The organism is Aureimonas altamirensis (assembly GCF_023702225.1).
Lineage (GTDB): Bacteria > Pseudomonadota > Alphaproteobacteria > Rhizobiales > Rhizobiaceae > Aureimonas > Aureimonas altamirensis_B.
On sequence record NZ_JAMQCO010000008.1, the window covers coordinates 204,125 to 227,092 of the forward strand.

The window sequence follows — 22,968 nt, forward strand, 5'->3', positions numbered from 1 at the left end:
AGGTTGTAGCTATTCCAATGTCAAAGCGATGGAAACGCCTCTTTCGCGCTCTACGATCACGTTTTACGGGCGCGGATCAGTCGGCTGCGAGAAGGAACGATGATGGATTCGATCGATGGCAAGATTCGGCTGACCAGCCTGGCGCACGGCGGCGGATGTGGCTGCAAGCTGGCGCCCACCGTATTGCAGGACCTTCTGTCCGGCATGCCGCAGGCAGGCCCTTACGAAAAGCTGCTCGTCGGCACCGAAACCGGCGACGACGCGGCGGTGTGGAACCTCGAAGGTCGGACGGCGATCATCGCCACCACGGACTTCTTCATGCCGATGGTGGACGATCCGCGCGACTTCGGCCGCATCGCCGCCACGAACGCCCTGTCGGATATCTACGCCATGGGTGGGCGGCCCATCATGGCGCTCGCCATAGTCGGCATGCCGGTGGACAAGCTCGACGCGGGCTCGATCCGGGCCATCCTGGCAGGGGGCGCGGAAGTCTGCGCCGCCGCCGGCATACCGGTGGCCGGCGGCCATTCGATCGATTGTCCGGAGCCGGTCTACGGACTTGCGGTCATCGGCACAGCCACCGTCGACCGCATACGGCGCAACGCCACCGCGCAAGCCGGAGACCGTCTGATCCTGACCAAGGCGCTCGGCGTCGGCATCTATTCCGCCGCCTTCAAGAAGGACGCCCTGTCGGCGGAGGCCTATGACGAACTCATCCGCTCGACGACGCGTCTCAACAGCGTCGGGGCGGACCTCGGCGAGGAAGCGGCGGTGCACGCCATGACGGACGTGACGGGCTTCGGCATCCTCGGCCATGGGCTTGAAATGGCGCGCGGATCGTCGGCGACGGTGGCCATCGAAGCCGACGCCCTTCCCTTCCTGGCGGACGCCGAGGATCTGGCCCGACAGGGCTTCGTCACCGGGGCATCGCATCGAAACTGGAAATCCTACGGAGCGGATGTCGTGTTGCCGGATGGCCTTCCCGACTGGAAGCGTCATCTCCTGACCGACCCGCAGACCTCCGGCGGGCTTCTTCTGGCAGTCGATCCCGCGGAGGCAGGCCGGATACTCGCGTCGATCCGCGAAGCCGGCTATCCCGCCGCCGCGGAGATCGGCTCCATACGGCACGGGGCTGCCGGGGTCGTCGTCGAGGATGCCTGAACCGGCAGGGCGGAACGAAGGAATGGGCGCCCTCGTTTCCCTTGCCACTGCACTTCGCGACGGGAGACCGCACATGAACCGCTTATCGGCGTTGCTCGCACTGTCCATTCTGACGGTCTCCGCCGGGCTTGCCCAGGCGCAGGATGCCGGGCAGCGTCCCGGGTGCGTGGACCTGTCCGAACAGGGGTCCGAAACGGAGCCCGCGCGCGGGCCGGATTCCGGCACGGCGCCCGGCGGCGCCGGCTCGACCGGCTGGACAGGCGGGCTTGGAGGTTCGGACATCGGCACCAGCCAGCAAGACGAGCAGACCCCGGCCCCGACACCGCCCCCACCCGTCGCAAGCGGGCTGGATCCGATCGCAGGCACCACGCATGGCGAAGGGCCTGCCATGCAAACGCCGTCCGAGCAGCCGGTCGAGCCGCAGCAACAGGCTACTTCTGCGCCTTGTTGAGCAGGTAACTACACCTTAAGGTTATCTTGGGTCCGGCCCGTATCGACAGGCATCCTCGGAGATGGCCGCTCCAGGCCGGCATAGGAGGCCCGACGCCCTTGGTCGCAGACGATACGCGCTCCGACACAGCTATTCAGGACGGCGTCAGCCGTCAGCTTCTGCGGGCCGCCGACCGGATGGTGCGCGTGCTGACGCGGCGCTTCGATCGGTTCGGCGTCAGTTCGGGCGAATGGCTCGTCCTCAGCGAGCTGTCGGGCGCCGAGCGAATGATGCCCAGCACGCTGGCCGAACGCCTGGCGATGAGCCGGGGCGGCGTTTCACGCCTCATCGACCGCATGGTGGAGCGGGGCCTCGTCGAGCGGACCGGCGACCAGCTCGATCGCCGCGCGCATTGGCTTTCCTTGAGCGACGCAGGCAAGGCGCTGCTGCCGCAGGTCAGAACGGCCGTTGCCGAAAGCGAGGAAAGCTTTCTCGCTCCCCTGCATCCGAGCGAGGAAAAGGCACTTCGGCAATTGCTGGCCAAGGTGTGCCGGTCGGATTAGGTGTTCAGTCCCGGCATCTGGTGTCACAGGGAGCTGCCAATAAGGCAACTACGCTGCGTGGAAGCGCACTATTCACTGCCAGGCAATACCGGAGGATGGTAGCAGCGTTGCGAAAGTGACGTTCCGCCTGAAAAGCCTGCCCGCCGAACCTCCAAATGGCCTCCGACGGCCGATAATGGAGGTTATTGGCCGTCAGCGTGGGCACTTGCATGATACAAGCACCCCTGCAAGTCATGCAGCGTCGTCGATCCATCGTCGCAGCGCATCGTTGACTCTAGCTTGCCATCCCGGGCCGGATGAACGAAGCTTGGCAACCAGGTCATCATCCAGCCGGATCGAGACCGGCGTCTTCGTGCGGGTCGGGCCGCGCTTGCGGACGATGCTTTCATGGATCTCGGGCAAAGCCACCGCGAATGGCCTGGCCTGAGTTACCTGCTCATCTGTCGCCTCAGGGCTATCGACGTCATCCCAGTCCTGCCGTGTGTAGCCGTGTGCGGCTGCATGCTTCGGGTCAAAGGTCTTGACGCTCATAGTAGCTTCCTTTCTTTCATGGACGCCGCCCGCATCGATACGATGGATATCGCCTCACTACCGAGGGTGACGAAGACGACCGTTGTGGCGCCATTCAATCTGCCGACAGCCATATACCGGCCATCCTTGGCTGGGAGCACAACGGCGTCCAGGAAGAATTCGATATCGACGTCGGCAAAGTCCATCGCATGCTTCGCGATGTTCGCCTGCCTCTTCGGTTCGTCCCACACAATACGCATACTTGTATATACGAGTTATCGTATCATCCCGCAATACCTGTACATACAGGTCTGTGCCATAGCGCGTTCGTCCACTGTGGAGTCACTCTGCCGGCTCGGGCAGGCGAGGCTTGTCGGCAGGCCGCGCCTCCAGCAACGTTTCCATCAGGCCGGCGCGCCGGGCGGCGGCCGCTTCGGCATTGGCGGCCTTGACGGGGCCGAAGCCGCGGACGCTGTCGGGCAGGCTCAGAAGCTCCACCGCGATACCGACATTGCCGGGTTCGAGACGTTGGAACACCATTTCGCAATCCGCTTCGTACGTGGCTATCGCGGCCCGCTCGGCCCGGCGCTCCGCACCATGGCCGAACGGATCCAGGGCGCTGCCACGCAGTCGTTTGCCTTTCGCCAGCAACCGCATGACAGGCAGGATCCAGGGCCCGAAGCTACGCTTTCGCGGCCGGCCGTTGGCATCGGTACCCGACAGGAAGGGAGGCGCCATGTGGAAGGTCATTCGCTTCACGCCGGTGAAATCGCGCCTGACGCTGTCCGCGAAGCGCCCGTCGGTAAACAGCCGGGCGACCTCGTATTCGTCCTTGTAGGCCAGCAGTCTGGCGTAATTATGCGCTACGGTGCGCACCAGCCTGCCATGCGCGCCCACCGACGCATCCACCGCTTCGGCACGCGCGACGAGGGTTCGATAGCGCCTGGCGAGCGCCGTATCCTGGTAATCGGCCAGCATCGCGGCGCGATGCTCGATCAACCGCTCGGTGGACATGTCGGCAAGCGTCTCGACTTGCGGCTCGCCATCCCCCATCAACGCCTTGATCCGCCGCGGATCGGCGGCGGCGAGGCGGCCCCAGCCGAACGCGTCGAGATTGGCTTTCACGGCAACGCCGTTGATGCGGATCGCTTCCAGGATCGCGTCGCCGGACAACGGCACCAGGCCCTTCTGCCAGGCATATCCGAGCATCATGATGTTGGTGGCGATGGCATCGCCGGCTACGCCTTCCGCCATCTCGGTGAAATTCTCGAAATGGCCTCCGGGCATGACCGATTTGCGGATGGTGCCCGAAACCAGCGTGCGCCGGAAGTCGAAGTCGGGGTCGCGGACGAACTGCGCGACCGGCGTCAGATGCGTGTTGACGACGGCGCGCGTACGCTTGCTCGACAGAAGGTTCACGCTTTCCTTCGAGGCGGCGACCACATCGTCCGCCGCGATGAGAAGATCGGTGCTTCCGCTGACGATGCGCGGGCATGTCACGTCCTCCGCCCTGCGGCCCAGGCGGACATGGCTGAGCACGGCGCCGCCCTTCTGCGCCAGGCCGGCCATGTCCAGCAGCATCGGCGCCTTGCCGTCCAGATGGGCGGCCATGCCCAGAATCGCGCCGATGGTCAGGACGCCGGTGCCGCCGACGCCCGTGATGGCGATGTTGCAGACTTCGTCCAGTTCCGGCACGTCCGGTGCCGGAACGGATGACAGGTCGGGCCCACCCAGCGCGGCGCGGCGACGGGGCTCCGCACCCTCGAGCGTGACGAAGGACGGACAGAAGCCCTTGAGGCAGGAAAAATCCTTGTTGCACGAGCTCTGGTTGATGCGCCGCTTGCGGCCCAATTCCGTTTCGAGCGGTTCTACGGAAATGCAGTTCGACTGGACGGAGCAATCGCCGCAGCCTTCGCAGACGGCGGGGTTTATGGCGACGCGCCGGTTGGGTTCCGGCATCAGTCCCCGCTTGCGACGGCGGCGCTTTTCTGCCGCGCAGGTCTGGTCGTAGACGATGGCGGAAACGCCGGGGGCCTCCCGTATCTCGCGCATGATGGCCTCCACCTCGTCACGCGGGCGGATGATGGCGCCATGCGGCAATTGCGCCGGCGCGTAACGATCCGGTGTCTCGGAAACGAGATAGATCGGCGACACGCCCTCCTGCTCGAGCTGGTGGGTGATCTGGACCGGGTCGAGATGCCCGTCCACTTTCTGGCCGCCGGTCATGGCGACCGCGTCGTTGAAGAGGATCTTGTAGGTGGCGTTGACGCCGGCCGCCACGGCCTGCCGGATCGCCAGGATGCCGGAATGGAAGTAGGTTCCGTCGCCGAGGTTCACGAAGACATGCTTCTCGTCGGTGAAGGGCGCGATGCCCGCCCACGCCACGCCTTCGCCCCCCATCTGGGAAAACGTCTCGCTGGAGCGGCCCATCCAGGTCACCATGAAGTGGCAGCCGATCCCTGCCATCCCGCGAGAACCGTCCGGAACCTTCGTCGAACTGTTATGCGGGCAGCCGGAGCAGTAGAACGGGATGCGCGCGACGGGCGCGACGGCCTGCCGGCCGGCGTCCCTGCGCTGGCGGAAATGGGCGACGCGCGCCTCGATATAAGCCCGGTGATCGGGGTCCACATACCCCATGGAAAGGATATGTTCGCCGATGGTGATGGCCGCCGTGGCGACGCTCAGCTCTTCCGCAAGCGACAGGACCGGCCTGTCCTTGTGGTCGAACTTGCCGATGATGCGGGGACGCACGTCGGGGCGCCAGTTGAACAATTGCTGCTTGATCTGGTTTTCGATGATCTCGCGCCGTTCCTCGATGACCAGGATTTCCTCCAGCCCCACCGAAAACTCGCGCACGCCTTCCGGCTCCAGCGGCCACGGCATGCCCACCTTGTACAGGCGCAGGCGGGCGCGATGGGCGGTCTCCTCGTCGATGCCCAGCTCCTTGAGGGCCTGCCGGACGTCTTCGTAGGCCTTGCCCGATGCGATGATGCCCAGCCGCGCGTCTGCGGAATCCAGCGTGATGCGGTCCAGGCGGTTGGCGCGTGCGAAGGCGATGGCCGCATAGGCCTTGTATGTCTGCAGGCGGTTGTCCTGCGCCCATCGGTCATCGGGGACGCGCAGGTTGAGCCCATCGGCCGGCAGCTCGAAATCGGCGGGCGCGACGAAGATGCGCCCCTCTCCCGACAGATCCACCGACGCCGTCGTCTCCACCGTATCGGCGATCACCTTCATGCCCACCCAGCAGCCGGAATAGCGCGACATGGCGATGCCGGCGAGGCCGAATTCGACGAACTCATGGATCGAGGAGGGGTAAAGCATCGGCATGACGGCCGCCATGAAGGCGTGGTCGGACTGGTGCGGAACGGTGGAAGATTTGGCGCCATGGTCGTCACCGGCGATGGCCAGTACGCCGCCATGCCGCGACGAACCGGCCGCGTTGGCATGCTTGAACACGTCGCCCGAGCGGTCGACCCCCGGTCCCTTGCCGTACCAGATGCCGACGACGCCGTCCTTGCGGAAGCCGGGTGAAACCGCAGCCTGCTGCGACCCCCACACGGCCGTCGCCGCGAGATCCTCGTTGACGCCGGGCCTGAAGACGATGCCTTCGGCCTCCAGCTCGCGACGCGCCTTCATGAGATGCTGGTCGTAGCCGCCGAGCGGCGAGCCGCGGTACCCGGATATGAAGGCGCCCGTATTCAGCCCCGCTTCCCGGTCGCGCCGCATCTGGACCATCGGCAGGCGGACGAGCGCCTGAGTACCGCTCATGAAGACGCGGCCCTCGCGCGCGGAATATTTGCGGTCGAGTTCGTCGCTGGCCATCCGGTACCTCCCACGATGCCTGTTGCGGCGAAGTTGTCCTCCGCTCTTTGAAGGCATTCTAACCCTATGGAAGATGATAACCTTTCCTGTTTTTTGAAGATGGATGGCTCCATGAAGGAGACGCGCTGCCCTCTGGAGCTGATTTGAGGATACGACGCCTCAAAGCGGCAAAGGCGATCCGCTCTTCGACTTGCGCAGGACGACGGTGGAATTGAGCTCCGCCACATGCGGCAGGCGCGACAGCTTCGTCTTGACCAGCGTCTCGAAGCTCTCCGTATCGCGTGTCAGGATCGTCAGCACGAAGTCGTATCGCCCGGTAACGAGGTAGCATTCCATGATCTCGGGCATGGCATTGGCGGCCTGCTCGAAGGCTTCCAGGCTGCCTTCGTCCTGACGCCCCAGCTTGACCATGGTCAGCACCGTGACGAGAAGCCCTACGGCACGCTCGCTGATGCGGTACCGGCGATCGCCGATGACGCCCTCGGCCTGCATGCGCCGGATACGCCGCCAGCACGGCGTATGGCTGAGCCCGGCGGCACGCCCGATGCTCTCGACCGATCCTTCCGGATCTCGTTGCAGGGCTCTCAATATCCTCAGGTCAGTCGCGTCAAGCATGCCCCGCTCCGGATTGCGAAAAGACGTTTCTTTGCCTTAAGCGCATGTCCGCGCAAGAGCTCAGCGCGTGCGCCGGTGCCATCGATCGGGCGTGGCGCGCTGCGTTCGCCACCGGCAAAACGCCTCGTTTGGACTTATCGATCGACGCTATTCGGGACTTATTATCTGCGTCCCAGTGTCGCATTCACAAAATCGTTAGAAATCTCAATATTATCGACGCTTAGCCCTATCTTCTATATTATATAAAACAGGTCACCCATGTGGCGTAATCTGCCCGGCACACCCGAGTCGCTTCACCAGTTCCAGGAATGGATCCTGTCCATTTACGACGACGCTGCCTCCTATGCAGTCGAAAGGCTGCGTGTCCCGGTTGCGCAGGCCGTCAACGACGCGATCGTCCTTACCCTCGAGGAGTTGGAGCAGCGCAATGCCCCGGCGGAGCTCGTGGCCGAGATAGAATCAAGGTTGAGGCTGGAGCGAAGGTCCCTGATGTTCAACCTGGCTCGGCAGCATGGGGTGTGCCCGGCCTAGTTGCCGGCCTCCGACAGCGCGGCCAGAACCCGCGCCCAGGAGCGTTGCCCCTTGTGGAAGGACGACATCTCGTACTTCTCGTTGGGCGAATGGATCCGGTCGTCTCCAAGCCCGAAGCCGATGAGAAGGGATTGCATTCCCAGCCGGCGCTTGAACTCGCCGACCACGGGTATCGATCCGCCCATGCCGATCATGACGGCCGGGTTGTGCCACTCGTCGCTCAGCGCGCCACGTGCCGCTTCCAGCATCGGCGAATCGAAAGGAAGCTGGATCGCCCCGGAGCCGCCATGCTCGTGGAACTCGGCCCTGCAGTCGGCGGGCAGGCGCTGCTCGACGAAGGAGCGGAAGCTTGACCTAATGGCGGCCGGATCCTGGTCGAAGACAAGGCGGAAGGATACCTTCGCCTGCGCCATTGCCGGGATGACCGTCTTGAAACCCTTGCCGGTGTAGCCACCTTCGATGCCGTTCACCTCGGCCGTCGGGCGCGACCATGTCTGCTCGAGCACGGAACGGCCCTTTTCGCCGGATGGCACGGAAAGTCCGACCCCGCCGAGAAACTCCGCCTCCGAAAAGTCCAGCCCGTTCCAGACGGTCCGGATGTCCTCCGGCAGTTCCGGCACGCCGTCGTAGAAGCCGGGCAGCGTTACGCGGCCGTCCGCATCGTGCAGGTCGGCCAGGATCCTCGCGAGGACGTGGATGGGATTGGCCGCGGCACCTCCGTAATAGCCGGAATGCAGGTCCATCGAGGCTGCATGGATGGTCACCTCCTCGCCGACGAGGCCGCGCAGGCCGGTGGAGATCGCGGGGGTATCGCGGTTCCACATGTTCGTGTCGCAGACCAGCGCAACATCGGCCGAAAGCTCCGCCTTGTGGGCATCCATGAAGGGCAGCAGCGACGGCGAGCCGGATTCCTCCTCACCCTCGAGGAACAGGGTCACCCGACAGGGCAGGGTTCCCGTTTCCGCGATATAGGCGCGACAGGCCTCCACGAAGGTCATGAGCTGGCCCTTGTCGTCGGCCGAGCCGCGCCCGACGATGCGGCTGCTGCCGTCGTCCATCCTCTTCACCTGCGGATCGAAGGGATCGGTGTCCCACAGCGCAATGGGGTCTACCGGCTGGACGTCGTAATGTCCGTAGAACAGGACATGCGGCGCATCCGCACCGGCGCCGTCGTGGTGCGCCACGACCATGGGGTGCCCCGGAGTGTCGTGGAGCGCCGCACGAAAGCCCAGCCCGGAAAGATCCGCAACCAGCCATTCAGCCGCCTTCCGGCAATCGCCGGCATAGGCCGGGTCGGTCGAGATGGAGGGAATGCGCAGGAGTTCCTTCAGCCGCTCGACGGAGGCGTCGAGGTTCGTATCGATCGTGGCGAGAACCTGTTCGAGTGACATGGCTGATCCTTCTTCCGGCACGGTGGCTCGGTGCAGGATCTAGAGCGTTTCCCGCTCATATGGAATCCGTTTCGCAGCCTCAGATGACGAAAGCCGCCATGGCGAAGCCCCCGACCACGAGGGCGAGCGCCGCCAGCCCCACCTTGCGCGGATGCCGCCGGGTTATATCCGTGGCGGCCGGTCCGAAGGCGTAGAAGAGTGCGCAGGGCACGAAATAACGCAGGCCACGGCCCAGAAGGCCGACCAGGACGAAGGTCCAGAGATCGAGGCCCGTAACGCCGCTGGTGATGGTGATGACCTTGTAGGGGATCGGGCTCAGGGCTCCGACCAGAACCATGATCCACCCGGCATCGTTGAAGCGCGCCGCCAGCGCCTCGAAATCCGTCCCGAGTCCATAGAAATTGAGGATCGGCTGGCCGACCAGCTCGAAGAGGAACATCCCGATGGCATAGCCGAGCAGGCCTCCGGCGACGGAAGACAGCGTACAGATGGCCGCCAGCCGCCATGCGCGTCGCCGGTCCGCCATGATCATCGGCGCCAGCATCACCTCGGGAAAGGCGGGAATGACGGAGGCTTCCGCGAAGCACAGGCCGGCCAGCGCCTTCTCGGCGTGGCGATGCGCGGTCAATGCGGTCAGTCTCTGAACGAATCCGGCGGAGCCCAATCGGTCCTCTTGCGGGTGCGGGGTCTGGCTTGCCTGTATAGGCGACGAGATCGCGACATGCCTATGACCTCCATGTGCGACAAACCCCATTATGGGCCCGCAGCGGGGTGTTCTCACGAAGATATGAAACTTGCGAAGCCGGGCGTGTTCGAGGTTTCCTTGCCACTCACGCCTTCCATATTCCGCCGTCGAGCCTGAATTCGGGAGGGAATATGAAACGCTTCATCCGGTCTCGCGACAGCGTCGTTACCGACGCCATCGATGGATTTCTCTCCTCGTCCGCCGGACAGGGCGCCACCCGCCTCGACGCCTTTCCCGACATCAAGGTCGTGCTGCGGGACGACTGGCGAAAGGAGCGCGTCGCCCTCGTCTCCGGCGGTGGGTCTGGCCATGAGCCGGCCCATGCCGCCTTCGTCGGCGAAGGCATGTTGACGGCGGCCGTCTGCGGCGAGGTCTTCGCCTCGCCCAGCGTCGATGCCGTATTGGCGGCGATCCTTGCCGTGACGGGAGAGGCCGGCTGCCTGCTCATCGTCAAGAACTACACCGGAGACAGGCTCAATTTCGGCCTGGCCGCCGAGATGGCCCGGGCACGCGGCCTGCGGGTGGAGATGGTGATCGTCGGCGACGACATCGCCCTACCGGACAACCCGCAACCGCGCGGCGTCGCCGGCACGCTGTTCGTCCACAAGGTGGCCGGCGCATGCGCGGCCGAAGGCGCCACGCTGGACGAGGTCGCGCAGATCGCAAGGCAGGTCGCCGCCGGTACGCGCTCGATCGGCCTGTCGCTGACGAGCTGCCACCTGATCGGCGTCGAGGCGGAGGAGCGGATCGGCGACGATGAGATCGAGCTCGGCCTCGGCATTCACGGCGAACCCGGCGCGGAAACGCGCCCCTTCGCGGACGCCGCGTCCCTGGTCGACCTTCTGGCCGAGCGTCTTCTGGCCGGGCCTGCCAGGGCCGAAGCCCGCCATGCCCTGCTCGTCAACGATCTCGGCGCGAGCGGGCCTTTGGAAATGAACATCCTGATGCGCTGCATCGCCGACAGTCCGCTTGCCGGAGCCATCGACCGCATCATCGGCCCCGCCCCGATGATGACGGCACTGGACATGCACGGCGCGTCGCTGAGCCTGCTCCGGCTGGACGATCGCCTTCTGTCGCTGCTCGAAGCGCCGGCGGCCCCGACCGCATGGCCGCATCCCGCTCCTTTTCCACCGCGCCACCGCCTGGCCGCTCTGCCGGAGGAGCTTGCCCCGACGCCCCCGGCGCCGTCGGAAAACGCGCGAGCCCGCGCCATGCTGGAAGCTATCCTCACCTCTCTGAAAGCCAACGAGGCGGAGATGGACAGGCTGGATGCGCGCGTCGGCGACGGCGATGCCGGCTCCACCTTCGCGCTGGCCGCACGCGCCGTCGAGGGCGAAATGCAGGCACTGCCCTTCGCCGACGGGGCCGCGCTTTTTCGCGCCCTGGCCGACAGGCTGATGCGCGTGGCCGGCGGCTCCAGCGGCGTCCTCCTGGCCACCCTGTGCGCAGCGGCCGCGACGGAGTTCGCGGCATCCGGAGATTGGGCGCGCGCCTTTGCGGCCGGCGTCTCCCGCATCGGCGAAAACGGGGGCGCCAAACCGGGAGACCGCACCATGCTGGACGCGCTGGTGCCGGCGGCCGACCGGCTGATCGCGGGCGGCACCCTTGCCGAAGCGGCGGCGCAGGCCCGGCGCGGTGCGGACGGCACGGCCGGCATGCGGCGCGCCTCGGCCGGGCGCGCGGCGTATCTGTCCGGGCGCGACCTGACGGGAAACCCGGACCCCGGAGCGGAAATGGTCGCCCGCGCGTTCGAAGCCGTCGCCGGACTGCGCCCGGACGGATAGGCGGCGTGTCATCCACCTGTCATTGCGCTCCCCTATCCCCGCCTTGGAAATGTTCCAGACTGCGAGGGGTGACAGATGGACAAGACGGTCGACGGCGCGAAACCATTCCGGTCCAGCCGGCTGGAAGAAGCGGATGGCGAGGGGCTGAACCCGACGCACAACCGCACCATGGGCGAAATCATCGCCGCACGCTTCTCGCGGCGGTCCTTCCTGCAGGGGTCGCTGGCCGCAACGGCCATCGCCGCCACGGTCGGTCCGCTCGCGCTGGCCGCCGCCGACGAGGCCAAGGCATCCACGGGCGCCTCGCGCTTCGACTTCGCCGAGGTCGAGGCCGGCGTGGACGCCGACCACCATGTCGCCGAAGGCTACGATGCGGACGTCCTGCTGCGATGGGGCGACAGGCTGTTCGCCGACGCGCCGGAATTCGACCCGACCGCCCAGACGCCGGAGGCGCAGGCCCGGCAGTTCGGCTACAACAACGACTATGTCGGCTTCATTCCGCTGGACGGGTCCGGCGATCGTGGCCTTCTGGTCGTCAACCACGAATATACGAACGAACATCTGATGTTTCCCGGCATCGTCACGGTCGTCGACGGCGAGATCACGGTGGCCGACGCCGACCGCAACCGCGTCGACATCGAGATGGCCGCGCATGGCGGCACCGTCGTGGAAATCCGCAAGGAAGGCGGCAAGTGGCGCCCCGTGCTCGATGGCGCCCTCAACCGGCGCATCACGGCAGATACCGAAATGGCCTTGTCGGGGCCGGCGGCCGGGCACGACCGCCTGAAGACGAACGCGGACCCGACCGGACGCCGCGTCCACGGGACGGTCAACAATTGCGCCGGCGGCGTGACCCCGTGGGGCACCTACATCATGGCCGAGGAAAACATCCACGGCTACTTCATGGGCGCCCTGCCGGAAGGCCACCCCGAAGCAGCGAACTACGAGCGCATGGGCATTCCGGAAGGCACCTATGCCTGGGGCCGGTTCCACGATCGCTTCGACCTTTCGAAGGAGCCCAACGAGGCCAACCGCTTCGGCTGGGTGGTCGAAGTCGATGTGATGGACCCGAACTCCGCTCCCAAAAAGCGGACGGCGCTGGGCCGCTTCAAGCACGAGGGCGCGGAATCCATCGTGGCGAAGAACGGCCGGGTGGTCTTCTATCTCGGCGACGACGAGCGCTTCGACTACGTCTACAAGTTCGTGACGGCCGGCATCTACGATCCGGAAGACCGCGCCGCCAACACGGATCTTCTCGACGAGGGCACGCTTTACGTAGCCCGCTTCGAGGAGGACGGCACACTGGAATGGCTGCCGCTGACCCATGGCGAGGGGCCGTTGACCGAAGAGAACGGCTTCGCCTCGCAGGCAGACGTCCTGATCGAGACGCGGCGTGCCGCCGACCTTCTGGAAGCGACGCCGATGGACCGCCCGGAAGACGTGGAGCCGAACGGCACGAATGGCCGCGTCTACGTCATGCTGACCAACAATACGCGCCGCAAGGACGACCAGGTCGACGCCGCCAACCCGCGCGCCGGGAACGCCTTCGGCCACATCATCGAAATCGCCGAGGCCGATGGCGACTTCAGCGCGACGCGCGGCACGTGGGAAGTTCTGCTGAAGTGCGGCGACCCTTCCGTCGCCGAGGTGGGCGCCACCTTCTCCACCGCCACCAGCGAGAACGGCTGGTTCGGCATGCCCGACAACTGCGCCGTCGATGCGGACGGCCGGCTGTGGGTCTCGACGGACGGCAACTCGCCGAAGGCGACCGGACGGACGGACGGCCTCTGGGCCGTCGACACCGACGGGGAAGCGCGCGGAACATCTCGCCTCTTCTACCGCGTGCCTGTGGGCGCCGAGATGTGCGGGCCGCTGATGACCGACGACATGGAAACCATGTTCGTCGCCGTGCAGCACCCCGGCGACGGCGGCGAGGATTGGGACGGGTTCGGCAGGCCCTCCTATTACGAGGACCTGTCCACCCGCTGGCCCGATTTCGACGACGCGATGCCGGTGCGCCCGGCCGTCGTGGCGATCACCAGAAGCGGTGGCGGCCGGATCGGCTGACCAGGCGTCGGGCGGGGCGGCTCAGGCCGCCCCGGCTTCGGCGGACGGCTCGGGTTCGCCGTCTTCATGGATGCGGAACCAGGCGACATAGAGGGCAGGCAGGAAAAGCAGCGTCAGCACCGTGCCGACGACGATGCCGCCCATCATGGCGTAGGCCATGGGCCCCCAGAACACCTCCCGAGATATCGGAATCAGCGCCAGGCTTGCGGCGGCCGCCGTGAGGAGGATGGGGCGCATGCGGTGCTCGGTCGCCTCCACCACGGCGTCCCAGGGCGAGTCGCCCTCCTGGCGTGCATGCTCGATCTGCACGATCAGGATGACCGAGTTGCGGATGAGGATGCCCGCCAGGGCCAGGATGCCCAGAATGGCTACGAATCCCATCGGCGAGTTGCTGGCCAGAAGGCCGATGACGACGCCGATGGAGGCAAGCGGCGCGACCGAGAAAACCAGGAGCAGCCGCTGGAAGCTCTGCAGCTGGATCATCAGGATGGTCGCCATGATGAACAGCATCAGCGGCACGACGGCGACGATCGGAGCCTGGCTCTTGCCGCTTTCCTCCACCGCGCCGCCGACGGCGACGTTGTATCCCGCCGGCAGGCGCTCCGAGAACTCCGCCACGGCAGGCGTCAGCTGCCGCACGACGGTATCGGGCTGGACGCTGCCCTGAACCGCCGCCTGAACGGTGATGGTGGGCAGCCGCGAGCGACGCCAGATGACGGGCTGCTCCATCTCGTAGGAGAAGGTGGCGATAGCGGCCAGAGGCACCGATTGTCCGCTGCCCCCGGGCAATTGCAGGTTCTGCAGCGTATCGATGGAACCGCGCTCCGCATCTGTCGCCCGCGCCACCACATTGACGAGGTAGATGTCGTCGCGCACCTGGGTGATGGTGGTGCCGTCCACCACGCCGTTGAGCGCGCCGGCGATGTCGGCCGACGAGACGCCAAGGCGCCGCGCCATGTCCTGCGAGACGTTGACGCGCACGACGCGCGCCGGCTCGTGCCAGTCGTAGACCACCTCGTCCAGATTGACGTTGCTCGCCATTACCCCGGCCAGCTGCTCGGACAGCCGCCGCACGGTCTGGATATCCGGTCCGCTGATGCGGTACTGCACCGGCCGGCCGACCGGTGGCCCGATATCCAGCAGTTTCACGAAGGCATCGGTGCCGGGAAAGGTCTTCCGGAGATAATCCTGCAGTTCGGTCCGGGTCCGGTCCCGCACGTCGAGGCCCTTGGTCACCACCACGATCTGGCCGAAGGACGGGTCCGGCGTCTCGACGTCGAACGACAGTATGAACCGCGGCGCCCCCTGCCCGACATAGGCCGACCAGTGATCGACATTCGGATTGTTCGCCAGCATCTCCCGCTCGAACGTCTGCATCTGGCGGTTCGTCTCGGCAATCGAGGCGTTCTGCGGCAGGGTGAAGTCGACGATCAGTTCGGGCCTGTCGGACGACGGGAAGAATTGCTGCTGCACATGGCCGAGGCCGTAGATGGATATGCCGAAGGCGATGACGGTCAGGCCGATCGTGATCCACCGCGCCCGCATGGCGACGAGCAGGATGCGCTGGAACCCCCGTGCGAACCAGCCTTTCCGCTTCTTGTGATCCGGCAGTGCCCGCGGGAGAAGCGTGACGCCGAGCAGCGGCGCGAACAGGACCGCAACGATCCACGAGATCAGCAAGGCGACGGCGATGACCACGAAGAGCGTGAAGGTGAACTCGCCGGCATTCGAGCTGTTGAGCCCGATGGGAATGAAGCCGGCCACCGTGACGAGCGTGCCGGTCAGCATGGGGAAGGCCGTCGAGGTATAGACGTAGGTTGCCGCCTTTTCGAGCGCGTCGCCCACTTCGAGCCGGGCGACCATCATCTCCACCGCGATCATCGCGTCGTCGACCAGAAGCCCGAGCGCGATGATGAGCGCTCCCAGCGACACGCGCTGCATGGAAATGCCGAGATAGGCCATGATGAGGAAGGTGATCGCCAGCACCAGCGGGATCGACACCGCCACGACCAGCCCGGCGCGCAGGCCGAGGCTGATGAAGCTGATGGCGAGCACGATGGCGACCGCCTCGAAGAGCGCGCGGGTGAACTGCGATACAGCCTCGTCCACCACCACGGGCTGGTCCGCGACGCGGATCACGTCCACGCCGACGGGCAGCTCGGCGGTGACGCGCTCCATCTCGGCTTCCAGCGCCTGCCCGAATTCCAGGAGATTTGAGCCCGCACGCATGCCGATGGCAAGGCCGATGGCCGGCTGGCCGTTGGCGCGGAACAGCGCCGAGGGCGGGTCGACGTAGCCGCGCGTGATGGTCGCGACGTCCGACAGCGGGAAGAAGCGGTCGTTGATGCGCAGGTTGACGGCGCGCAGGCTGTCCTCGGAGGCGAACTGGCCGCTGACGCGCACCGATACGCGCTCCGGACCGGCCTGGATGACGCCGGAGGGGCTGATGGCGTTCTGCGCCCGCAGCGTATTTATGATCTGCTGCTGGTCCAGTCCCAGCGCGGCGATCTGGCGCGTCGAGAATTCCAGGTAGATGGCTTCGTCCTGCGCGCCCAGCACCTCCACGCGGCCGACATTGCGCACGGTCAGCACCTTGGCGCGGATATCCTCCACGATGTCGCGCAGCTGGCGTTGGGTCAGCCCGTCGCTGACGAAGGCGTAGATGTTGCCATAGACGTCGCCGAAACGATCGTTGAAGAACGGTCCCTGCACGCCCTCCGGAAAGTTGGGCCTGATGTCGTCGATCATGCTCCGGACTTCCTGCCAGATCCGCGGCACGTCGCGGGCCTTGGTGGTATCGCGCAGATTGACGAAGACGGTGGTCACCCCCGGCCGCGTGACCGAGCGGGTATAATCGAGCGAGTCCAGCTCCTCGAGCTTCTTTTCGATGCGGTCTGTGACCTGGAGCGTGGTCTCCTCGGCCGACGCGCCGGGCCATTGCGCCTGCACCAGCATGGTCTTGATGGTGAAGTTGGGATCTTCCTCGCGGCCGAGGTTGATATAGGAGAACGCCCCCGCCAGAAGGAAGACGATCATGAAGTACCAGATCATCGAACGGTGGCGGAGCGACCAGTCGGACAGGTTGAATGGCTCGGCTTTCAAATCGCGTCTCCGCCAATACGCACGGTCTGCCCGTCCTCGAGCCGGTTGACGCCGGCGGTGGCAACCGTCTCGCCGTCCGACAGGCCGGATGTCACCCGGAACCCCGGTCCCAGCGGCTCCACGTCCACGGCCCGCCGTACCGCACGCGTGCCGCCTTCGATGACGAAGACGAAATCGCCGTCGGCCGTCCGCCTGACGGCGGATGCGGGCAGCGCGATCCCCGGTTGCCCCCCATCGGCCGGGAACACGCGCACCGTCGAGCCCAACCGGAAATCGTCGGGCGCCTCGTCCAGGGTGATGCGGACGCGGCGGCTGCGTGTCGCCGGGTCGGCGCTGGGGGCGATCTCCCGCACGCGGCCCGAAGTGGTCATGCCGTGGTCCAGTTCCAGCCGCACGTTGAACGGCATGCCGATGGACAGCGCCGAGGCCGCCTGATCGGGCACGTCGATTACCGCCTCCCGCACGTCGGGGCGGGCCAGCGTCAAGACCGTCTGCCCCGGGCTGACCACCTGGCCGACATCGGCGCTGGTGGACAGGACGACGCCGTCATAATCTGCCCTGAGTTCGGCATAGCCGCGCTGTTCCTGCGCCTTGGTCAGCCGCGCCTCGGCACTCGCCACCTGCGCGGCGGCGGTGCGGCGTTGCCTGTCGGCGGATTCGAAGCTGGCCTGCGTCGACGCGCGCGCAGCCAGCAGTTCGCTCTGCCGGAAGGCCACTCCCGAGGCTTCGGCCAGCTGCGCCCTGGCACTGATGAGGTCGGCCTCGGCCGACTGGACCGCGAGGTCGAGCGTGGTCGGGTCCACGGTGGCCAGCACCGCGCCCTCCTGTACCGTATCGCCGGTCTCGACCGGCCGCGAGGTTATGCGGCCGAGGACACGAAAGCCCAGATCGGTGCGGACGCGCGGTTCTATCGTTCCCGTCAGCAGGAAGCGCGGCGTATCGACGGCCGCCACCTGCATGGCGCGAACGGGGCGGACGGGCTCGGCAACGGCCTGCTCCTCCGCCCGGTCGCAGCCGGCCAGCGCCGCAAGGGCCAGCGCCAGGGCCGGCAAGGAGAGGATCGCGCGCCTCACGACCCTGCCTCCTCGATGACGGATACCTTTTCGTCGGGCCGAAGGAACTTGGTTCCGTCCACAACGACGGCCTCTCCCGGCTCCACGCCTCCGGCCAGTATGATGCGGCCCGTTTCATAGGCTTCTATCCGGACCGGGCGCAGTTGCGTCGTGCCCCTGTCTGTATCGACGATCCATACCGCCGGCCGCCCCGCGTCGGACGCAAGCGCGCTCCATGGCACGATGACCCCGCGCGTTCCCGGCAGAAGGGCCTGGCCGACGACGGCGGAGCCGAGGTTCATCCGGTCGGGTACGTTGTCGATGCCCACCTTGACGCGGACCGTTCCCGTGGTCGCGTCCACCGCCGGAGATATCTCCCGGATGGTTCCCGTCGTGGAAACGGAGGGGTCCGTCGCCAGCGAAAGGGCGACATGATCGGTCTCCGGCCGCACGAAGAGGATGCGTTCATACACATGGAAGACGGCGTCCCTGGGCCCGTCCTCGGCCACGGAGAATGCCGTTTCGGCCGCCTGCACCACCTGTCCCACCTCGATGTCGCGCGCCGTCACGATGCCGGGCGCCGTCGCCCGCAATTGCGTATAGGACAGCGTGTCGGCGCTGGTGGCCTGCTGCGCCTGCGCTGCGTCAAGCGAAGCCTGGGCGGTACGGACGGCCTCTTGGGCCTGCTCGAACACGCCGCGTGTCGTCAGGCCCTGACGGTACAGCGCATCCTGCCGTGCAAACTCGGAATTCGCCTGGTCCAGCTGTGCCTGTGCCGCTTCCACGCCGGCCTCCGTGGCCGCCAGGTCCGCCTGCTGCTCGCGCGGGTCCAGGCGGGCCAGCACGTCGCCCTCGGCGACGCGGTCGCCCACATCGACGCTGCGCTCCACCACCCGGCCGCCGACGCGGAAGGCGAGCGCCGTCTGGTTGCGAGCCTGCACCTCGCCGGTGATGGAGGCCGTTGGCTTGTAATCGGACAGTTGCGCCCGCTGCACGACAACCGGGACGATAGGCGTCTCGGGCTCGGATTCGGGCGGGCGGCAGGCCGCGACGAGGGCGAGCAATGGCGCGAAGACAAGAAGTGGGCCACGGGCCATGCAATGTCCTGAAGCGGTTTACCGGATGTCAGTCCGCTTCAGTTATTGATGGTTCCGCAGGCCCGGTCAACGTGCCCTTTTGTCAGGCGACGTCGAACTTGACGCCCTGCGCCAGCGGCAGCGAGCGGCCGTAGTTGATGGTGTTGGTGGCCCGGCGCATATAGGCTTTCCAGGCGTCCGAACCGGACTCCCTGCCACCGCCCGTTTCCTTCTCGCCACCGAAGGCGCCGCCGATCTCGGCGCCGGACGGGCCGATATTGACATTGGCGATGCCGCAGTCCGACCCGCTCGCCGACAGGAACGTCTCCGCCTCGCGCAGGTCGTTGGTGAAGACCGACGAGGACAATCCCTGCGGCACGCCGTTCTGCAGGGCGATCGCCTCCTCGAAGGCGCCATAGCGCACGACGTAGAGGATCGGAGCGAAGGTTTCGTCCAGCATCGGGCCCGTCTGGCCGGCCATCTCCACCAAAGCCGGGCGCACGTAGTAGCCGCCTTCGCCGACGGTGACCCGCTCGCCGCCGGACACGGTGCCCCCCGCCGCGCGGGCCGCCTCGAGCGCCGTCTGCATCGCCTCGAAGGCGGCGGCGTCGATCAACGGCCCGACGAGCGTGCCCTCGCTCATCGGATTGCCGACGGCCACGGAGGCGTAGGCCGCCTTGAGCCGCGGCACCAGCGTGTCATAGATGCTGTCATGCACGAACAGGCGGCGCAGCGTCGTGCAGCGCTGGCCGGCCGTGCCCATGGCCGCAAAGGCGACGCCGCGCAATGTCAGGTCCAAATCGGCCGACGGGCAGACGATGGCCGCGTTGTTGCCGCCGAGTTCCAGCAGCGAGCGCCCGAAGCGCGCCGCGACGCGCGGACCGACTGCGCGCCCCATGGCGGTGGAACCGGTGGCGGAAACCAGCGGCACCTTCGCGTTGTCCACCAGCGCCTCGCCCACGGAACGTCCGCCGAGAAGCACCGTCGACAGGCCGTCCGGCGCCTTGCCGCCATTGTCGCGGAAGCGCGCCAGCGCCCGTTCGAAGAGGGCCTGCGTCGCCAGCGCGGTCAGTGGCGTCTTTTCGGAGGGCTTCCACACGGTGGCATTGCCGCAGACAAGCGCCAGCGCCGCGTTCCAGGACCAGACGGCGACGGGAAAGTTGAAGGCCGAGATGATGCCGACGACGCCCAGCGGATGCCAGGTCTCCATCATGCGGTGCTCGCCGCGCTCGGTGGCGATGGTCAGGCCATAGAGCTGCCGCGACAGGCCGACGGCGAAATCGCAGATATCGATCATCTCCTGCACTTCGCCCAACCCTTCGGACGTTACCTTGCCGACCTCGATGGACACCAGCCGGCCCAGCAAGCCCTTGTGCTCGCGCAGCTCCTCGCCCAGAAGGCGCACCAGCTCGCCGCGCTGCGGCGCGGGCACCAGGCGCCATTGCGCGAAAGCCAGGTCCGCCGCGTCGATCGCCCGCGCCACGCCCGCCGGGTCCGTCTCGTCCAGCGCCGCGAGCGTTTCGCCCGTCACCGGCGACTGCACGTCGAGCGTGCCGCCCGAGAGGGCCGATGCGGGCGTGCCGAGCGTATCGAACAGGGCTGCGACTTCGGCGGCAAGGCTCTCGGCAGACCGGATGGGTGTCGAAAGGGTCATGGTAATTCTCCTGGTGCGGATCAGATCCGGGATGTCAGATGGGCGACCTGCGCCCCGTATTCATAGAAGCCTTCGCGCATCGTCCGGAAGCGCTGCGGCTTGGCATCGCTCAGCGGCAAAGGCAGGTCCTCTTCGCGCAGGCGCCCCGTCAGGTGCTGCGCCAGCACCCGGCCGAACACCGTTCCCGGCGCGATTCCGCGGCCATTGAAGCCGCTGAACGAGAAGACCCCTTCGTCGAGCCGGTGGAGGCGCGGCAAAGCGTCGTCGGTCATGCCGATCATGCCGAACCATTCGGCTTCGAACTCGACCGGGCCAAGCTGCGGGAAAAGCCGCTTCAGGGTCGCCGCGGCCCAGCGCCGATGGATCGCAGTGCCTGCCCCGCGCAATGCGCCGACGCTGCCGACGACCAGCCGGTTGTCATGGTCGAAGCGGAAGGAGGTCAGGATTTCCTTCGTATCCCAGCATCCTTGCCGGCCCGGCAGGATGGACCGGGCGAGATTGCCGGACAAGGGGCGGGTGGCGATGTTGAAATAGGGCAGGTGGACCAGCTCGGAGCGCAATTGCGGCCAGGGCGCCTGCGTATAGGCGTTCGTCGCCGCGATCACCCTTGCCGCCGTGACGGCGCCCTGCGGCGTCTGGAGCCGCCAGGCGGCGCCGGTGCGACGCGCGGTGCGCACCGGGCTCCTGCAGAACAGCCGGGCGCCGGCATCGACCGCGGCGCGGGCGAGGCCGCGCGCATAGGCGAGCGGCTGGATGGTGCCGGCCCGCCGGTCCAGCAGTGCGGAACTGTAGACCTTGCTGCCGATGGCCTCGGCCGCCGCGTCGGCGTCAAGATAGTCCACCGGCGCGCCCAGCGCCTGCCACTCTGCGGCGCGGCCGGCCAGCTCCTCGGCCCCTGCCGCGCCGACTCCGCAGTGCAGCGTGCCGGTGCGGACGGCTTCGCAGGCGATGCCATGGCGCTCGATCAACTCGAAGACGGCGCCAGGCCCACCGCCCAGAAGGTCGAGCAGCCGCTTGCCGTGCACCGGGCCGAGGACGTCGGGCAAGGCGCGCGGGCGAACCCACATGCCCGCATTGACCAGACCGACATTGCGGCCGGATCCGCCGAAGCCGGCTTCCTCCGCCTCCAGGACGATCACCTCGACGCCCTGTTCGGCCAGGTGCAGGGCAGCAGACAGCCCCGTATATCCGGCACCGACGATGGCGACGTCGGCCGCCATTTCGCCATCCAGAACCGCCGCGGATGGCGCCGGCGGAGCCGTCCGCTCCCAAAGGCCGTGCGTCCTGTCGTCCTGTCGCATGATGGGAAACCTGCCCGTGAATCGGGCGGCATCATAAGACGACCGGCGGGAAGGATGCCAAGCGAAGATTGCTCCGGAGGACAGTCCCGCACGGAATGTCCGGGGGCCGTTGCGCTAAGCCGGATTGCGGACGCCGACCGCCGATGGGGTGAATTGCCCTACGCCCATTCCGGACTGTCTACTGGCGCCAAGGCGAAACGGCAGGAGAATGCGGACGCATGAGGGCAGGATCGATCTTTAGAGCAGGCGGCTGTGCGCTGGCGCTGGCGGTGGCGATGACGTTTTCGACGGTGCGTGCCGAGGCTGCGGAACGCGCGTTCTCCACGCGGGTGGTGGAATCCGGCCATAGCCTGACCGACCCGATTCCGCCCATGCTGTCGCGCATGGTCGTCGCCGCCGGCGGCAAGCCGAGCATCGCCCGCTCGACCATTCCCGGCAGCCCCATGGATTGGCGGCGCAACAACCCGACCGACCCCCTGCCCAACGCCTGGACCGACATCCAGGATTACGAGTTGCTGGTTCTGACCGAGCGCGTCTCGCTGTCAACGACCGTCCAGTGGCATGATTCGGAAAACGAGGCGCTGCGCTGGGTCGAGAACGCCTGGGAAAAGGGCGATGGCGGCAAGGGCGCGGAAACGATGCTGTACGCCAGCTGGATCCACATCACCAGCGGGCCGAACTTCGATAATTTCAACAAGGATCCGGAAGGCCACGTGCCGTTTCGCCTGCGTCTGCCGATGGAATGGGAGCGTTGGGAGAAGATCGCGTCGCATGTGAACGCGAACCGGCCCGAGGGCTCCCCCCCGGTCCGCATGATACCGGGCCCGCTGCTGTTCGCCGCACTCTACGACGCCGTCGAGGCGAAGCAGGCGCCCGACCTCGACAGGATGGAGATGCTGTTTACCGACGCCATCCACATCAACGATATCGGAGCCTATTTCATCAGCCTTGCGCACTACGCGATGATCTACGGTCGCGACCCGCGCGGACTGCCGGCGGATGTCGGGCAGGACCAGCCCCCGACGCCCGCCCTGGCGGCTTTCATGCAGGAGCTGGTGTGGAATGTCCTGAACGATTACGAGGGCTCGGGCCTCGCCCCTGCCTGAGCGTTCGGTCCGCATATTCGCCGCACTCGGCTTCCCCTCACCGGACGAGGCCCTAGCT

At 66.7% G+C, this 22,968-nt stretch carries 18 protein-coding genes; 7 read left to right on the plus strand and 11 right to left on the minus strand.

Going from position 1 to position 22,968, the window contains the following annotated elements:
- Window positions 1-99 precede the first annotated feature (99 nt).
- From selD to NDN16_RS14845, 3 genes are all read left to right on the plus strand, one after another.
- Window positions 100-1,161, plus strand: a complete 1,062-nt coding sequence (selD, locus tag NDN16_RS14835) for a selenide, water dikinase SelD (RefSeq protein ID WP_435301108.1) — start codon at window positions 100-102, stop codon at window positions 1,159-1,161.
- Window positions 1,162-1,234: 73 nt separating this feature from the next.
- Window positions 1,235-1,612: a hypothetical protein gene (locus NDN16_RS14840; protein ID WP_251114244.1), complete on the plus strand. Its 378-nt coding sequence runs from the start codon at window positions 1,235-1,237 to the stop codon at window positions 1,610-1,612.
- Between the two features lie 98 nt (window positions 1,613-1,710).
- The gene (locus NDN16_RS14845; protein WP_251114245.1) at window positions 1,711-2,154 is read left to right on the plus strand and encodes a MarR family winged helix-turn-helix transcriptional regulator; all 444 of its coding nucleotides are present in this window, start codon (window positions 1,711-1,713) and stop codon (window positions 2,152-2,154) included.
- A 231-nt stretch (window positions 2,155-2,385) separates the two neighbouring features.
- Here NDN16_RS14845 and NDN16_RS14850 read toward each other — a convergent pair whose 3' ends face one another.
- The 4 genes from NDN16_RS14850 to NDN16_RS14865 all read right to left on the minus strand — a co-directional run bounded on the left by NDN16_RS14850 (window position 2,386) and on the right by NDN16_RS14865 (window position 7,101).
- Window positions 2,386-2,685, minus strand: coding sequence for a BrnA antitoxin family protein (locus NDN16_RS14850; RefSeq protein WP_251114246.1), 300 nt, complete (start codon window positions 2,683-2,685; stop codon window positions 2,386-2,388).
- Complete coding sequence (locus NDN16_RS14855) at window positions 2,682-2,924, minus strand: BrnT family toxin (RefSeq protein WP_251114247.1); 243 nt, start codon at window positions 2,922-2,924, stop codon at window positions 2,682-2,684. The genes NDN16_RS14850 and NDN16_RS14855 overlap by 4 nt, the downstream gene beginning before the upstream one ends.
- An 82-nt stretch (window positions 2,925-3,006) precedes the next feature.
- The gene (locus NDN16_RS14860; RefSeq protein WP_251114248.1) at window positions 3,007-6,486 is read right to left on the minus strand and encodes an indolepyruvate ferredoxin oxidoreductase family protein; all 3,480 of its coding nucleotides are present in this window, start codon (window positions 6,484-6,486) and stop codon (window positions 3,007-3,009) included.
- Window positions 6,487-6,645: 159 nt separating this feature from the next.
- Window positions 6,646-7,101: an Lrp/AsnC family transcriptional regulator gene (locus NDN16_RS14865; RefSeq protein WP_251114249.1), complete on the minus strand. Its 456-nt coding sequence runs from the start codon at window positions 7,099-7,101 to the stop codon at window positions 6,646-6,648.
- A gap of 258 nt (window positions 7,102-7,359) precedes the next feature.
- Here NDN16_RS14865 and NDN16_RS14870 point away from each other — a divergent pair, with 258 nt between their 5' ends.
- Entirely contained in the window at window positions 7,360-7,632 is a 273-nt protein-coding gene (locus tag NDN16_RS14870; RefSeq protein ID WP_251114250.1) for a hypothetical protein, read from the plus strand.
- Here the strand turns inward: NDN16_RS14870 and NDN16_RS14875 are convergent.
- Together NDN16_RS14875 and NDN16_RS14880 are read right to left on the minus strand one after the other, a co-directional pair.
- Window positions 7,629-9,023, minus strand: a complete 1,395-nt coding sequence (locus NDN16_RS14875) for a dipeptidase (RefSeq protein WP_251114251.1) — start codon at window positions 9,021-9,023, stop codon at window positions 7,629-7,631. The two genes, NDN16_RS14870 and NDN16_RS14875, sit on opposite strands and share 4 nt — an antisense overlap.
- Window positions 9,024-9,102: 79 nt before the next feature.
- Window positions 9,103-9,651, minus strand: a complete 549-nt coding sequence (locus tag NDN16_RS14880; protein WP_251114252.1) for a YqaA family protein — start codon at window positions 9,649-9,651, stop codon at window positions 9,103-9,105.
- 248 nt (window positions 9,652-9,899) lie between these two features.
- On the opposite strand from NDN16_RS14880, the gene NDN16_RS14885 reads away from it, so the two are divergent.
- Window positions 9,900-11,552, plus strand: coding sequence for a dihydroxyacetone kinase subunit DhaK (locus tag NDN16_RS14885; protein WP_251114253.1), 1,653 nt, complete (start codon window positions 9,900-9,902; stop codon window positions 11,550-11,552).
- 75 nt (window positions 11,553-11,627) lie between these two features.
- The gene (locus NDN16_RS14890) at window positions 11,628-13,619 is read left to right on the plus strand and encodes a PhoX family protein (protein ID WP_251114254.1); all 1,992 of its coding nucleotides are present in this window, start codon (window positions 11,628-11,630) and stop codon (window positions 13,617-13,619) included.
- Window positions 13,620-13,640: 21 nt separating this feature from the next.
- Here NDN16_RS14890 and NDN16_RS14895 read toward each other — a convergent pair whose 3' ends face one another.
- The 5 genes from NDN16_RS14895 to NDN16_RS14915 all read right to left on the minus strand — a co-directional run bounded on the left by NDN16_RS14895 (window position 13,641) and on the right by NDN16_RS14915 (window position 21,804).
- Window positions 13,641-16,721: an efflux RND transporter permease subunit gene (locus NDN16_RS14895; protein WP_285292730.1), complete on the minus strand. Its 3,081-nt coding sequence runs from the start codon at window positions 16,719-16,721 to the stop codon at window positions 13,641-13,643.
- The gene (locus NDN16_RS14900; protein WP_251114255.1) at window positions 16,718-17,794 is read right to left on the minus strand and encodes an efflux RND transporter periplasmic adaptor subunit; all 1,077 of its coding nucleotides are present in this window, start codon (window positions 17,792-17,794) and stop codon (window positions 16,718-16,720) included. The genes NDN16_RS14895 and NDN16_RS14900 overlap by 4 nt, the downstream gene beginning before the upstream one ends.
- Window positions 17,791-18,870, minus strand: coding sequence for an efflux RND transporter periplasmic adaptor subunit (locus NDN16_RS14905; RefSeq protein ID WP_251114256.1), 1,080 nt, complete (start codon window positions 18,868-18,870; stop codon window positions 17,791-17,793). Before NDN16_RS14905 ends, NDN16_RS14900 begins: the two co-directional genes overlap by 4 nt.
- A gap of 82 nt (window positions 18,871-18,952) precedes the next feature.
- Window positions 18,953-20,503, minus strand: coding sequence for an L-piperidine-6-carboxylate dehydrogenase (gene amaB / locus NDN16_RS14910; protein ID WP_251114257.1), 1,551 nt, complete (start codon window positions 20,501-20,503; stop codon window positions 18,953-18,955).
- A 20-nt stretch (window positions 20,504-20,523) separates the two neighbouring features.
- Entirely contained in the window at window positions 20,524-21,804 is a 1,281-nt protein-coding gene (locus NDN16_RS14915; protein ID WP_251114258.1) for an NAD(P)/FAD-dependent oxidoreductase, read from the minus strand.
- Between the two features lie 218 nt (window positions 21,805-22,022).
- On the opposite strand from NDN16_RS14915, the gene NDN16_RS14920 reads away from it, so the two are divergent.
- Entirely contained in the window at window positions 22,023-22,910 is an 888-nt protein-coding gene (locus NDN16_RS14920) for a hypothetical protein (protein ID WP_251114259.1), read from the plus strand.
- Window positions 22,911-22,968 lie beyond the last annotated feature (58 nt).

Bases quoted from the DNA above. Each gene is read 5' to 3' on its own strand.
- NDN16_RS14865 (WP_251114249.1), bottom strand. From the start codon at position 7,101: ATGCTTGACGCGACTGACCTGAGGATATTGAGAGCCCTGCAACGAGAT.
- amaB (WP_251114257.1), bottom strand. From the start codon at position 20,503: ATGACCCTTTCGACACCCATCCGGTCTGCCGAGAGCCTTGCCGCCGAA.
- NDN16_RS14870 (WP_251114250.1), top strand. From the start codon at position 7,360: ATGTGGCGTAATCTGCCCGGCACACCCGAGTCGCTTCACCAGTTCCAG.
- NDN16_RS14875 (WP_251114251.1), bottom strand. From the start codon at position 9,023: ATGTCACTCGAACAGGTTCTCGCCACGATCGATACGAACCTCGACGCC.
- NDN16_RS14840 (WP_251114244.1), top strand. From the start codon at position 1,235: ATGAACCGCTTATCGGCGTTGCTCGCACTGTCCATTCTGACGGTCTCC.
- NDN16_RS14855 (WP_251114247.1), bottom strand. From the start codon at position 2,924: ATGCGTATTGTGTGGGACGAACCGAAGAGGCAGGCGAACATCGCGAAG.
- NDN16_RS14850 (WP_251114246.1), bottom strand. From the start codon at position 2,685: ATGAGCGTCAAGACCTTTGACCCGAAGCATGCAGCCGCACACGGCTAC.
- NDN16_RS14920 (WP_251114259.1), top strand. From the start codon at position 22,023: ATGAGGGCAGGATCGATCTTTAGAGCAGGCGGCTGTGCGCTGGCGCTG.
- NDN16_RS14905 (WP_251114256.1), bottom strand. From the start codon at position 18,870: ATGGCCCGTGGCCCACTTCTTGTCTTCGCGCCATTGCTCGCCCTCGTC.
- NDN16_RS14860 (WP_251114248.1), bottom strand. From the start codon at position 6,486: ATGGCCAGCGACGAACTCGACCGCAAATATTCCGCGCGCGAGGGCCGC.
- NDN16_RS14885 (WP_251114253.1), top strand. From the start codon at position 9,900: ATGAAACGCTTCATCCGGTCTCGCGACAGCGTCGTTACCGACGCCATC.
- NDN16_RS14890 (WP_251114254.1), top strand. From the start codon at position 11,628: ATGGACAAGACGGTCGACGGCGCGAAACCATTCCGGTCCAGCCGGCTG.
- NDN16_RS14915 (WP_251114258.1), bottom strand. From the start codon at position 21,804: ATGCGACAGGACGACAGGACGCACGGCCTTTGGGAGCGGACGGCTCCG.
- selD (WP_435301108.1), top strand. From the start codon at position 100: ATGATGGATTCGATCGATGGCAAGATTCGGCTGACCAGCCTGGCGCAC.